Origin of the sequence: Citrobacter sp. MGH103, assembly GCF_001034475.2 — a bacterium.
Taxonomy (GTDB): domain Bacteria; phylum Pseudomonadota; class Gammaproteobacteria; order Enterobacterales; family Enterobacteriaceae; genus Citrobacter; species Citrobacter freundii.
The window spans coordinates 3,582,520-3,594,949 of the sequence record NZ_CP073043.1 but is presented as its reverse complement, the minus strand read 5'-3'; the positions used below and the strand labels follow the sequence as shown (position 1 = coordinate 3,594,949).

Annotated in this window: 11 protein-coding genes; 3 read left to right on the top strand and 8 right to left on the bottom strand. The window is 50.2% G+C overall.

The genetic code is table 11. The features are described 5' to 3' along the window. Positions 1-48 precede the first annotated feature (48 nt). From SK33_RS17390 to acrA, 6 genes are all read right to left on the bottom strand, one after another. Positions 49-519, bottom strand: a complete 471-nt coding sequence (locus SK33_RS17390) for a YlaC family protein (RefSeq protein ID WP_003021724.1) — start codon at positions 517-519, stop codon at positions 49-51. 116 nt (positions 520-635) lie between these two features. After that, positions 636-1,187 (bottom strand): maltose O-acetyltransferase, encoded by a 552-nt coding sequence (gene maa / locus SK33_RS17385; RefSeq protein WP_048219472.1) that lies wholly within the window; start codon positions 1,185-1,187, stop codon positions 636-638. Between the two features lie 181 nt (positions 1,188-1,368). After that, the gene (locus SK33_RS17380) at positions 1,369-1,587 is read right to left on the bottom strand and encodes an HHA domain-containing protein (RefSeq protein WP_002892050.1); all 219 of its coding nucleotides are present in this window, start codon (positions 1,585-1,587) and stop codon (positions 1,369-1,371) included. 27 nt (positions 1,588-1,614) lie between these two features. Then, positions 1,615-1,989: an Hha toxicity modulator TomB gene (tomB, locus tag SK33_RS17375; RefSeq protein WP_003021733.1), complete on the bottom strand. Its 375-nt coding sequence runs from the start codon at positions 1,987-1,989 to the stop codon at positions 1,615-1,617. 487 nt (positions 1,990-2,476) lie between these two features. Next, positions 2,477-5,626, bottom strand: coding sequence for an efflux RND transporter permease AcrB (gene acrB / locus SK33_RS17370; protein WP_003021736.1), 3,150 nt, complete (start codon positions 5,624-5,626; stop codon positions 2,477-2,479). 22 nt (positions 5,627-5,648) lie between these two features. Further along, positions 5,649-6,842, bottom strand: coding sequence for a multidrug efflux RND transporter periplasmic adaptor subunit AcrA (gene acrA / locus SK33_RS17365; protein WP_003835922.1), 1,194 nt, complete (start codon positions 6,840-6,842; stop codon positions 5,649-5,651). Between the two features lie 141 nt (positions 6,843-6,983). Here acrA and acrR point away from each other — a divergent pair, with 141 nt between their 5' ends. Both acrR and mscK read left to right on the top strand, forming a co-directional pair. Next, positions 6,984-7,634, top strand: coding sequence for a multidrug efflux transporter transcriptional repressor AcrR (gene acrR / locus SK33_RS17360; protein WP_003021744.1), 651 nt, complete (start codon positions 6,984-6,986; stop codon positions 7,632-7,634). A 126-nt stretch (positions 7,635-7,760) separates the two neighbouring features. Further along, on the top strand, positions 7,761-11,126 hold the full coding sequence (gene mscK, locus SK33_RS17355) for a mechanosensitive channel MscK (RefSeq protein ID WP_048219469.1): 3,366 nt from the start codon (positions 7,761-7,763) through the stop codon (positions 11,124-11,126). A 75-nt stretch (positions 11,127-11,201) separates the two neighbouring features. Here the strand turns inward: mscK and rsmS are convergent, their stop codons facing one another. Further along, positions 11,202-11,363: a pleiotropic regulatory protein RsmS gene (rsmS, locus tag SK33_RS17350; protein ID WP_003021750.1), complete on the bottom strand. Its 162-nt coding sequence runs from the start codon at positions 11,361-11,363 to the stop codon at positions 11,202-11,204. Between the two features lie 14 nt (positions 11,364-11,377). Further along, a complete protein-coding gene (gene priC, locus SK33_RS17345) occupies positions 11,378-11,905 on the bottom strand; it encodes a primosomal replication protein N'' (RefSeq protein ID WP_003021753.1) in 528 nt (175 codons plus the stop codon). 69 nt (positions 11,906-11,974) lie between these two features. On the opposite strand from priC, the gene SK33_RS17340 reads away from it, so the two are divergent. Continuing rightward, positions 11,975-12,352, top strand: coding sequence for a DUF454 family protein (locus tag SK33_RS17340; RefSeq protein ID WP_003847534.1), 378 nt, complete (start codon positions 11,975-11,977; stop codon positions 12,350-12,352). Positions 12,353-12,430 lie beyond the last annotated feature (78 nt).

The window sequence follows — 12,430 nt, the reverse complement described above, 5'->3', positions numbered from 1 at the left end:
GCGTTGCCTGGGCTGGAACGCACTTTTTTTATCTGCGCTGAGATGCCGTTACTGGGTGGTCTGGGCGCGGGTAAGCGTAAAGACATCGTAAAACGAGAGTTCGCCTTTGCGCGATATCATCTTTTGCAGCTGTGCTTTATGTTCGCTATCCACGGACGGTGAGTGCAGGATAGTATCGATGAGCGAGGAGGGGACAAAGCGCGTGTTGTACCATTCTCCGTTATAGCAAACTCTAAAATCCAGAACGTCGATATCTTCAAAGCGGTACCGTGGCGCAACGTCGAAAAAGAAAAAGCCGTTGAGTACAACGAACAGTACCACCAGCAGCCATACTGAATCGACTAACGTTTCTGACTGTAGCATCACCGCCAGCGTGGCAAACCAGGCAACATACATGCCGATAAACAGCCCTGGGTGTTTGCGAATAAAGCTGATGCTAAAGCGCGGTTTGTTGTCGCGCTTCTCGCGAATATTTAAGTCGTCGATTGTTTCAGTAAGCAGGCGCTGTATTTCTGTCATCTCTTGCCTTCGTGATATCTGCAAAATTCAGGAGGGATCGCCCTATTTTAAAAGGGGATACCCTTTGAAGAAAGTAACAGATTAACCGTAATTTAGCATAACAGTTACATTTAAGATCACAGCGTTTTGATGATCCTTGCGGGATTGCCCCCAACCACGGTGTTCGCTGGAACGCTTTTAGTGACTACTGCACCTGATGCCACAACCACGTTATCGCCCAGCGTGACGCCAGGATTGATCACTGCACGGCCACCTATCCAGACATTATTGCCGATAGTCACTGGCTTTCCGAACTCCAGGCCACTGTTGCGCTCGGTAGCATCCAGCGGATGGGTCGCGGTATAGATATGAACGCCAGGTGCCAGCATGCAGTTGTCGCCAATATGAATTGGACAGACGTCGAGCATAACGCAGTCGAAATTAGCGTAAAAGTCTTTACCAAGATAGATGTTATAACCGTAATCACACCGGAAAGAGGGTTCAATATAGGCACCCTCACTCTGACCTAACAGATCATGCAGGATTGCCTGACGCTCATTTTTTTCATCGGGAGCGGTGAGATTGTAACGATAGATCAATTGACGAGCGCGTAGTCGGTCACTGCGCAGTGTTTCATCTGCCGGGCGATAGTATTCGCCGGCGATCATTTTTAGCTTTTCATTACGCATTACGATTTCCCTGTGTACTGAAGGTTATTTCAGCACAGTAAAACGTAATACAAGCAAGGGGAACGTTCCCGCTTCTTTGCTGTGATCATAGTCACGTGATTTGAATTAAATAACCATTGTAAATACGAAAATGGTTAGCCAGACAACTGTGCCGCTATACCTGACTTAACCTTGAGTGCAATTAGCGAATGAATTTCCAAACAGAAGTTGGAATCTTGTCGTAAAGCTTATTCATGGTCAATTCAGCAAGGCGATGATCTGCTGCTGAGTAAAATACAGCCAGTTCGTTGTCGGACAATTCATATTTATTTTTTTCAATAACGCGCTCTAGCGTATCAATTGTCTGGCAACGTCGCAGGCGCATCAAATAATCTGTTTTAGTTAATGGTTTATCGGACATAACTCTTACCTATGATTGTAATAATTTTTAACAAGACAAACTAACAGGATTAGCCCTGGTGGCATTGACAAAACAGCGAAACAGTCGATTACCTGACTTCCGCCATTTCTGCAGATCCTGCGTATTAATACCATAACTGCTGAACAACATAAAAGTGTCATCCAGGTATTCATCTATCTGCGCGATCAGCTTATTGTCCTCATTGTACTTAATTTTATAATTAAGTGCGAAGGTTGCAATATGCTCTATCAGTTCATTGAGCTGCAAGCTGGTTGCAGAGGTAGGGTCATTAACCCAGCCATGGTTACTTTGTTCAAGGTTTGCAAGACAGTCATGATACAGAGTTTCGCAGAGAAATTTAAGCTGCGCGATATCATGTCTTTTGGGTGAGTATTCATCCATAACGCATCCCCTTCTTAGTGGCTTAAACTAACCGAACACCTTTCGGGATGGATACAACAACTACCTGGAACTTGCCCGCGACTCCTGATGATTTAACTATAATCTACTCTAAAAAAGATTTCATCGTCATATCACGAAAAATTACAATTATGTAAAATTATGATGCTACGTCATTTTTACATTTTAACAGATAAATGCCGCTATTCGAAATGGGACAATTTCTTTATTCTTCGGGCAATCATCGGGTTATCTTGTTTAGGTTTAGCAACGAAAGGCAACAACCGACAATGTGAACCAGTGGATAGGATTAATCTTAATATTTATTAAAGTAAATAAGAACTCTCGCTGTTTTTTAAGAATAGCCTTTAAGGCTGCAAGGATTATATCGCTTATTTACCCGATAGAAAATAAACGGAATGGCAATAAGTGATTTTTATGATTTTTTCAGAAAAAAGGCCGCTTGCGCGGCCTTATCTTTAGAGATGTATCAATGATGCTCTACTGAGTGGCTATGCTCAATATCTTCATTTTTGCGGCTAAAGCGGCGGCGTACCACCACAAAGAACACCGGAACAAAGAAGATCGCCAACACGGTTGCCGTCACCATCCCACCCATTACGCCAGTACCAACGGCGTTCTGCGCACCGGAACCTGCGCCGGAGCTGATGACCAGCGGCATTACGCCCAGAATAAAGGCCAGTGACGTCATCAGGATTGGACGTAAACGCATGCGTACTGCGTCCAGCGTCGCCTCTATCAGACCTTTACCCTCTTTATCCATCAAGTCTTTGGCGAATTCGACGATAAGTATCGCGTTCTTCGCCGACAACCCAATGGTTGTGAGCAGGCCTACCTGGAAGTAAACGTCGTTGGTCAGGCCGCGGAACGTTGCTGCCAGCAATGCACCGATAACACCCAGCGGTACAACCAGCATTACGGAGAACGGAATTGACCAGCTCTCGTACAACGCTGCCAGACACAAGAATACGACGATCAGTGAAATAGCATACAGGGCAGGAGCCTGGTTGCCGGACAGTCGTTCCTGGTAGGACATACCAGTCCAGTCATAACCGATACCGGATGGCAGTTTGCTGGCCAGTTGCTCCATCATCGCCATGGCTTCACCGGTACTTTTACCCGGAGCGGCCTGGCCTAAGATTTCCATGGAAGGCAAACCGTTATAGCGTTCCAGACGCGGCGAACCGTATTCCCAACGTGAGGTAGAGAAGGCGGAGAACGGTACCATCTGTCCATCGCTACCGCGGACATACCAGTTGCCAATATCTTCCGGCAACATACGGTATTTCGCTTCAGACATGACGTAAACTTTCTTCACACGACCACGGTCGATGAAGTCATTCACGTAGCTTCCGCCCCATGCTGCACCCAGCGTTGTATTAATATCACTAATGGAAACGCCCAGAGCCTGCGCTTTTTCCTGATCGATATCGATCTTGAACTGCGGCGTATCTTCCAGACCGTTAGGACGAACACCGACCAACAGATCAGGATGCTTCGCGACTTCACCAAACAGTTGGTTACGCGCCTGAGTCAGCTTCTCATGGCCCAGACCCGCCTGGTCAATCAACTGGAAGTCAAAACCGGTTGCGGTCCCTAACTCCACAATCGCTGGCAGGTTAAAGGCAAAGACCATTGCGTCTTTAATCTGCGAGAATGCGCCCATTGCACGCTGAGTAATCGCTTCAACCTTGTTCTCTTCGCCAGGACGTTCACTCCAGTCTTTCAGAGAAACGAACGCGATGCCGGTGTTCTGACCACGACCAGCAAAACCGAAACCGTTAACGGCAAACACCGATTCAACGTTCGCTTTTTCCTTGGTCAGGTAGTAATCCGTCATTTCGTCCAGTACCTTCTGGGTACGCTCTTGCGTCGCACCCGCAGGCAGCTGAGCCATAGACAGGAATACCCCCTGGTCTTCATCTGGCAGGAACGAACTTGGCAGACGAACGAACAGATAGGCCATGCCCACAACGATAATCAGATACAGCGCCAGATAACGACCGGTGCTGCGCAGAATACCGCCCACGCTATCGGTGTAATGATGCGTGCTCTTATCGAACATGCGGTTAAACCAGCCGAAGAAGCCTTTTTTGCCTTCTCCGTGATCGCCTTTAGCAATCGGTTTGAGCATGGTCGCACACAGGGCAGGGGTCAGAATCAATGCCACCAGTACAGACAGCGCCATCGCGGAAACAATGGTGATGGAGAACTGACGGTAAATTGCACCGGTCGACCCTCCGAAGAACGCCATTGGGATAAATACCGCTGACAACACCATCGCGATACCCACCAATGCGCCCTGAATCTGGCCCATCGATTTTCGCGTTGCTTCCTTCGGCGGTAGTCCTTCCTCAGCCATTACACGTTCAACGTTCTCGACCACCACGATGGCGTCATCCACCAGCAGGCCGATGGCGAGCACCATCCCGAACATCGTCAGGGTATTTATTGAGAAGCCGAAAATCGCCAGGACGGCAAACGTACCCAAGAGTACCACCGGCACGGCGATAGTCGGAATCAGCGTCGCGCGGAAGTTCTGCAGGAACAGATACATTACCAGGAACACGAGGATGATTGCTTCTGCCAGCGTTTTCACTACTTCGTGAATAGAAATTTTCACGAACGGCGTGGTGTCATACGGGTAAACGATCTTCAGACCTGACGGGAAGAACGGTTCCATCTTCTTCAGTTCTTCGCGGATAGCGTTTGCGGTGTCCAGGGCGTTAGCACCTGTTGCCAGCTTGATACCCAGACCGGATGCCGGTTTACCGTTGAACTTCGCAATGATGTCGTAGTTCTCACCGCCCAGTTCCACTTTCGCTACGTCACGCAGACGAACCTGGGAACCATCCTGATTCACTTTCAGCAGGATTTTGCCGAACTCATCAGCGGAGGTCAGACGGGTTTGCGCAATGATCGATGCGTTAAGTTGCTGACCTTTCACCGGCGGCGTACCACCTAACTGACCGGCTGCAACCTGGGCGTTCTGCGCTTTGATGGCGCTGATTACATCAACCGGTGTCAGCTGGAAGTTGTTCAGTTTGTTCGGATCCATCCAGATACGCATCGCGTACTGAGAACCAAACAGCTGAACGTCGCCCACGCCTGAAGTACGGCTAATGGCATCCTTCATGTTGGCGCCAACGTAGTCGGAAATATCCTCCTGCGTCATGGTGCCGTTGGTGTTGATAACACCGACAACCATCAGGAAGCTGCTGGATGACTTCTCAACGCTAACCCCTTGCTGCTGTACTTCCTGAGGCAGCAACGGCATGGCCAGCTGCAGTTTGTTCTGCACCTGTACCTGTGCGATATCCGCATCAGTACCAGACTGGAAGGTCAGGGTGATCTGCACGGTACCCGTGGAGTCACTGTTTGAGGACATGTACATCAGGTTATCGATACCGTTCATATTCTGTTCGATAACCTGCGTAACAGTATCCTGTACTGTTTTGGCATCAGCGCCAGGATAGGTCGCGGAGATCGTCACTGCTGGCGGTGCAATAGTCGGATATTGCGCTACCGGCAATTTGAGGATCGCGAGCCCCCCTGCCAACATGATGATAATGGCGATCACCCACGCAAATATTGGGCGATCGATAAAGAAATTAGGCATGTCTTAACGGCTCCTGTTTAAGTTAAGACTTGGACTGTTCAGGCTGGCTACCGCTTTGGCCTTGCTGGTTGTTATCAGCGGTGATTTCCTGCGCTTTTACCTGCGCGCCAGGACGTACTTTCTGCAGCCCAGTAACAATCACGCGGTCGCCCGGCTTAAGTCCATCAGTGACTAACCATTTGTCGCCAATCGCTTGTGCGGCGACAATTTGACGAGTTTCAACTTTGTTGTCTGCACCGATAACCAATGCACTGGCATCGCCACGCGGTGTGCGGGTAACGCCTTGCTGTGGAACCAGTAATGCAGTTGGGTTAATCCCTTCTTCCAGACGTGCGCGGACGAACATACCCGGCAGTAAGGTATGATCCGGGTTCGGGAAAATTGCGCGTAACGTAATCGACCCAGTGGTTTGATCTACCGTCACATCAGAAAATTCCAGCGTACCGGACTGCGGGTATTTAATGCCGTCATTGGTCACCAGTTCGACTTTCGCTTTACCGTTCTCTTGCTTCAGCGTGCCGTTGGCCAGCTCTTGTTTCAGGCGCAGGAAGTCGTTGCTTGACTGCGTCACGTCTACATAGATGGGATCCAACTGCTGAACGGTCGCCAGTGCGGTCGCCTGACCGTTTTGCACCAGAGCGCCTTCCGTAACGGATGATTTACCAATGCGACCGCTGATCGGTGACGTCACTTTGGTGTAAGCCAGATTGATGCGTGCAGTTTCTACCGCAGCTTTCGCGGCAACAACGGCGGCGTTTGCCTGCTGTGCGTCAGCCAACGCGCTATCGTAGTCCTGTTGGCTGATGTATTTAGTACCCAACAGTTTCTGATAACGTTTCACCGTCAGTTGAGCAATGTTTGCTGCGGCTTGTGCTTTAGCCAGATCGCCTTTTGCACTTTCATAAGCGGCCTGGTAGGTAGCAGGATCAATCTGATAGAGAGATACACCCGCTTCGATGTCACCACCTTCCGTGAAATTACGTTTCAGGATAATCCCGCTAACCTGAGGACGAACTTCAGCAATACGAAACGCACTGGTGCGACCCGGAAGTTCGGTTGTGATCTGTAGAGGTTCAGTTTTGAGCGTAACAACTCCAACCTCTGGCATTTGCTGGCCCCCTTGTTGGGCCTGTTTGTCGTCACATCCTGTTAGCGCTAAGCTGCCTGAGAGCATCAGAACGACTGCCAGAGGCGTTAACCCTCTGTTTTTGTTCATATGTAAACCTCGAGTGTCCGATTTCAAATTGATCAATGGCTTAAAGCCCATAAACCCATTGCTGCGTTTATATTATCGTCGTGCTATGGTACATACATTCACAAATGTATGTAAATCTAACGCCTGTAAATTCACTGACCTATGGCACGAAAAACCAAACAACAAGCACAGGAAACACGACAACACATTCTTGATGTCGCTCTGCGTATGTTTTCGCAACAAGGGGTCTCATCCACCTCGCTGGCTGAGATCGCAAAAGCCGCTGGTGTGACGCGCGGTGCAATCTATTGGCATTTCAAAAACAAATCGGATTTATTCAGTGAAATCTGGGAGCTAGCAAAACCTAACATTGATGAGTTAGAGACTGAGTATCAGGCAAAATTCCCTGACGATCCACTATCAGTATTAAGAGAAATTTTAATTTACGTTCTTGAAACTACCGTGACAGAAGAACGCCGACGTTTATTGATGGAGATTATATTCCACAAATGCGAATTTGTCGGGGAAATAGCATCAGTTCAGTTAGTCGAACGTAGCCTGTGTCTGGAAAACTATGACCGTATAGAAAAAACGTTACGCCACTGTATGGATGTCAACATGTTGCCGGAAAACCTGAACACACGTCGTGTAGCGGTGTTAATGCGTAGCTATATTTCCGGGATCATGGAGAACTGGTTATTTGCTCCCGAATCGTTTGATCTGAAGAATGAGGCTCGCCAGTACGTGGCGGTGCTGCTGGAGATGTGTCTGCTTTGTCCAAGCTTGCGCCTGCAGGCAGGAGAGACAAGCTAGTTTGCCATTCTGCACCAGGAATTCTCCTGGTCGTTTTGCCTGCTGCTATTCTGCTGGTCACAGCCGTGATATTCTTGCCGCTTGACTATTTCCGGTCACTTTCCCGGTTCAGAAACATTCATTCTCATGACTATGTTGCAGCTCTATAAACGTTCACAGCATGTAATTGCTATTAGCATACTTTTCTTCATTCTATTGTTATCCTGCCAGTCATCTGCATTTGCGCGGGCGCAACAGAGTGGTGAACTGCCGACGAAAGCAGATATTCAGAGCCAACTGGACGCACTGAGTAAACAAAAAGATCTCTCCGCGCAGGATAAGCTGGTCCAACAGGATCTCATCGATACTATCGCCACGCTGGATAAAATCGATCGCGTGAAAGATGAGACCGTACAGCTTCGCCAGAAAGTGGCCCAGGCGCCGGAGAAAATGCGTCAGGCGACGGATGCGCTAAATTCGCTCAGCGATGTCGACAATGACGACGAAACGCGAAAAACGCTGAGCACGCTTTCCTTACGACAGCTTGAGTCACGCGTCGCGCAGGTGCTTGATGACCTGCAAAGCTCGCAAAACGATCTTGCTGCCTACAACAGCCAACTGGTGTCGCTCCAGACCCAGCCAGAGCGCGTACAAAATGCGATGTACACTGCGTCGCAGCAGATGCAGCAAATCCGCAACCGACTTGATGGCACTAATGTAGGCGAAGGTGCTTTACGCCCCAGCCAGCAGGTACTGTTACAGGCGCAGCAGGCGCTGCTGAATGCGCAGATCGACCAACAGCGAAAGAGCCTCGAAGGTAATACGATTTTGCAGGATACCTTGCAAAAACAACGTGATTACGTGACGGCGAACAGTAACCGCCTTGAGCATCAGCTCCAGCTCCTGCAGGAAGCGGTGAACAGCAAGCGACTGACGTTAACCGAAAAAACGGCGCAGGAAGCAGTCACGCCGGATGAAGCCGAGCGTATTCAGTCCAATCCGTTAGTGAAGCAGGAGCTTGATGTTAACCATCAGCTCAGCCAGCGTCTGATTGCAGCTACCGAAAACGGCAACAGCCTGATGCAGCAAAATATCAAAGTCAAAAACTGGCTTGACCGCGCGCTGCAATCCGAACGCAACATTAAAGAACAGATCGCCGTTCTGAAAGGCAGTCTGCTGCTGTCGCGTATTCTGTATCAGCAACAACAAACGCTGCCGTCGGCGGATGAACTTGCCGATATGACCAACCGGATCGCCGACTTGCGTCTGGAGCAGTTCGAGGTCAACCAGCAGCGCGACGCGCTGTTCCAGAATGATGCGTTTGTCGCCAAACTGGAAGAAGGGCACAGCAACGAAGTTAACGGCGAAGTCCATGATGCCTTACTGCAGGTTGTGGATATGCGTCGTGAACTGTTGGATCAGCTCAATAAGCAACTGGGCAACCAACTGATGATGGCGATTAATCTGCAAATTAACCAGCAGCAGTTAATGAGCGTGTCGAAAAACCTGAAAGGGATCCTCACGCAGCAGATTTTCTGGGTTAACAGTAATCGTCCGATGGACTGGGACTGGATCAAAGCTTTCCCGCAAACGCTTAAAGACCAGTTTAAGTCGATGAAAATCACGGTGAACTGGGAAAAAGCGTGGCCTGCAGTATTTATTGCGTTCCTGGCGGGATTGCCGCTGCTGCTCATTGCCGGGTTAATCCGCTGGCGTCTGAAATGGTTGAAAGAGTATCAGGCGAAATTAGCCGCTGCGGTGGGTAACCTGCGTAATGACAGTCAGCTCAACACGCCAAAAGCGATTCTGATCGATCTCATCAGAGCCTTGCCGGCGTGCCTGATTATCCTCGCGGTAGGTCTGATTCTGCTTACCATGCAGTTGAATATCAGCGACCTGCTGTGGGCGTTCAGTAAGAAGATGACAGTCTTCTGGCTGGTGTTTGGTCTGTGCTGGAAGGTGCTGGAAAAAGATGGCGTGGCAATTCGTCATTTTGGTATGCCAGCAAAACAAACTAGCCATTGGCGCCGCCAAATCGTGCGTATTAGCCTGGCGCTGTTACCGCTTAATTTTTGGTCGGTCATTGCTGAACTGTCACCGCTCAATCTGATGGACGATGTGCTGGGTCAGGTGGTGATTTTCCTCAACCTGCTGCTGATCGCCTTCCTGGTATGGCCAATGTGCCGCGAAAGCTGGCGTGATAAAGAGTCACATGGTCTGCGTCTGGTGACGATTACCGTGCTGTCTATTATCCCGATAGCATTAATGGTGCTGACGGCGACCGGCTATTTCTACACCACGCTGCGCCTGGCGGGACGCTGGATTGAAACGGTTTATCTGGTCATTCTCTGGAACCTGCTGTACCAGACCGTGCTGCGTGGGTTGAGCGTCGCGGCACGTCGTATCGCCTGGCGTCGCGCGCTGGCACGTCGTCAGAACCTGGTGAAAGAAGGAGCGGAAGGTGCCGAACCGCAGGAAGAACCGACCATCGCGCTTGAGCAGGTTAACCAGCAAACGCTGCGTATAACTATGCTGGTTATGGTTGCCCTGTTTGGTGTCTTGTTCTGGGCCATTTGGTCTGATTTGATCACCGTGTTCAGCTATCTCGACAGCATTACGCTCTGGCATTACAACGGTACCGAAGCGGGTGCGGCAGTGGTGAAAGACGTCACCATGGGTAGCCTGCTGTTTGCGATTATTGCCTCAATGGTCGCGTGGGCGCTGATCCGTAACTTACCCGGCCTGTTGGAAGTGCTGGTGCTCTCGCGACTGAAGATGCGTCAGGGCGCTTCGTATGCGATCACCACGATCCTTAACTACGCGATCATCGCCATCGGCGCGATGACGGTCTTCGGATCGCTCGGTGTTTCGTGGGATAAGCTACAGTGGCTGGCAGCAGCCCTGTCGGTTGGTCTTGGTTTTGGTTTGCAGGAAATCTTCGGTAACTTTGTTTCGGGCCTGATTATTCTGTTTGAACGCCCGGTCCGCATCGGCGATACCGTGACTATCGGTACGTTTTCAGGAACAGTCAGCAAGATCCGTATCCGTGCCACCACCATTACCGACTTCGATCGCAAAGAGGTGATCATCCCGAACAAAGCCTTTGTGACGGAGCGTTTGATCAACTGGTCGCTTTCCGATACCACCACGCGTCTGGTGATCCGCATCGGCGTGGCCTACGGTTCGGATCTGGACAAAGTGAAGAAAGTGCTGTTGCAGGCGGCGATGGAACACCCGAAAGTGATGCACGATCCGGAGCCTGCGGTGTTCTTTACCGCCTTCGGCGCCAGCACGCTGGATCATGAGCTGCGTTTATACGTGCGTGAACTGCGCGATCGTAGCCACACGGTTGATGAACTGAACCGTGCGGTCGATCGTTTGTGCCGTGAAAACGACATTGATATCGCCTTTAACCAGCTCGAAGTGCACCTGCACAACGCGAAGGGCGACACCGTGACCGAGGTTAAGCGTGACATCATTAAAGGTGATGATCCGACGCCTTCGGTAGGTTAATAGAAAAGCTCATCAGGCCTGCGAGCTTCGATTCATTCGTAGGCCTGATAAGTGCAACGCTATCAGGCATTTCAGCTATAGCGCGTTTTTTGAAGAAGAGAGCTGTTTCTTTTCGTAATCCCGTTTAACAATCTCCAGCGCCTTCAGTACGGTTTCAGGTGCAACCTGATTTTCCTCAAGTAAAACAATCAAATCGACGGCCAGTTTGACCTCGTCCGGGGCGTTCTCTAATGACATAAATTCTCCGGGGATTAACGGGTTAAACGCGCCAGCACGTTTTCTATTCTTGCCAGAGCATGACGGCAGCGCGCCAGTCGCGCCTCGAATGCTTCTACTTCACGATGCAGTTTTTGCTGTTCTGCAAAGCCGGTAGCCTGAGCCAGACGCTCTTTGCGTTCACGCGTCATTTCAACCAGACGGCGTTCAAACTCCTGATGTTGGACCCGCTTACGCTGCCAGCGCGCCAGACCTGGAGATGCACTGTCCCACTCGCGTAGCGACCAACTGGCAGTTTCACGTGAAATCGCCTCTAACTGTGAGGCAAGGTGTTCCGCAAGCCAGGTGATTTGTGGTAGTTGTTGCTGCTCAACGGCGCGACGTAGGGCAGTAAGATTATCGTCAGCTTCATCCAGGCAGGCCTGCAGCAATGTGCTGCGCGTGTGAAACAGATGCCTGTCAAAGCGGGCGCTAAGCGTTGTGTGGTGCGCCAGCGGAGCACAACGCTGTCGCAGGCGGTTAAGCTGGTTTTCGAGCGTCTGTAACAGCATGGCGGTTTTCACAACAACACTCCGATGAAAATGAGAACTGTTATGCTAAAGTAGCGATTCTCTGTGTTAAGTACTGATATTATGCAACGCATTATTCTAATCATCATTGGCTGGATAGCGGTAGTGCTAGGTACGCTGGGCGTAGTATTGCCTCTGTTGCCGACGACGCCGTTTATACTGCTGGCCGCCTGGTGTTTTGCCCGCTCATCGCCGCGTTTTCACGACTGGTTGCTTTACCGTTCGTGGTTCGGCGGGTATCTGCGTCACTGGCAAAAGCACCGCGCGATGCCGCCGGGAGCAAAACCGCGCGCTATTTTGTTGATCCTGGTGACGTTTGCTATTTCCCTCTGGCTGGTCAATATGATGTGGGTACGCGGCCTGCTGCTGGTTATTCTCGCCTGTTTACTGATTTTTATGTGGCGGATCCCGGTGATTGATGAAAAACAACAAAAGCAGTAAAGCGCAATAATCGCTGTTGCAATTGTCTCTCGCAGCCAGTAAATTCGACCGTTTTCGAGCACAGGCGCAGATGGTCAA

Coding starts and splice junctions, on each gene's coding strand:
- SK33_RS17390 (WP_003021724.1), bottom strand. CDS start 519: ATGACAGAAATACAGCGCCTGCTTACTGAAACAATCGACGACTTAAAT.
- maa (WP_048219472.1), bottom strand. CDS start 1,187: ATGCGTAATGAAAAGCTAAAAATGATCGCCGGCGAATACTATCGCCCG.
- SK33_RS17380 (WP_002892050.1), bottom strand. CDS start 1,587: ATGTCCGATAAACCATTAACTAAAACAGATTATTTGATGCGCCTGCGA.
- tomB (WP_003021733.1), bottom strand. CDS start 1,989: ATGGATGAATACTCACCCAAAAGACATGATATCGCGCAGCTTAAATTT.
- acrB (WP_003021736.1), bottom strand. CDS start 5,626: ATGCCTAATTTCTTTATCGATCGCCCAATATTTGCGTGGGTGATCGCC.
- acrA (WP_003835922.1), bottom strand. CDS start 6,842: ATGAACAAAAACAGAGGGTTAACGCCTCTGGCAGTCGTTCTGATGCTC.
- acrR (WP_003021744.1), top strand. CDS start 6,984: ATGGCACGAAAAACCAAACAACAAGCACAGGAAACACGACAACACATT.
- mscK (WP_048219469.1), top strand. CDS start 7,761: ATGACTATGTTGCAGCTCTATAAACGTTCACAGCATGTAATTGCTATT.
- rsmS (WP_003021750.1), bottom strand. CDS start 11,363: ATGTCATTAGAGAACGCCCCGGACGAGGTCAAACTGGCCGTCGATTTG.
- SK33_RS17340 (WP_003847534.1), top strand. CDS start 11,975: ATGCAACGCATTATTCTAATCATCATTGGCTGGATAGCGGTAGTGCTA.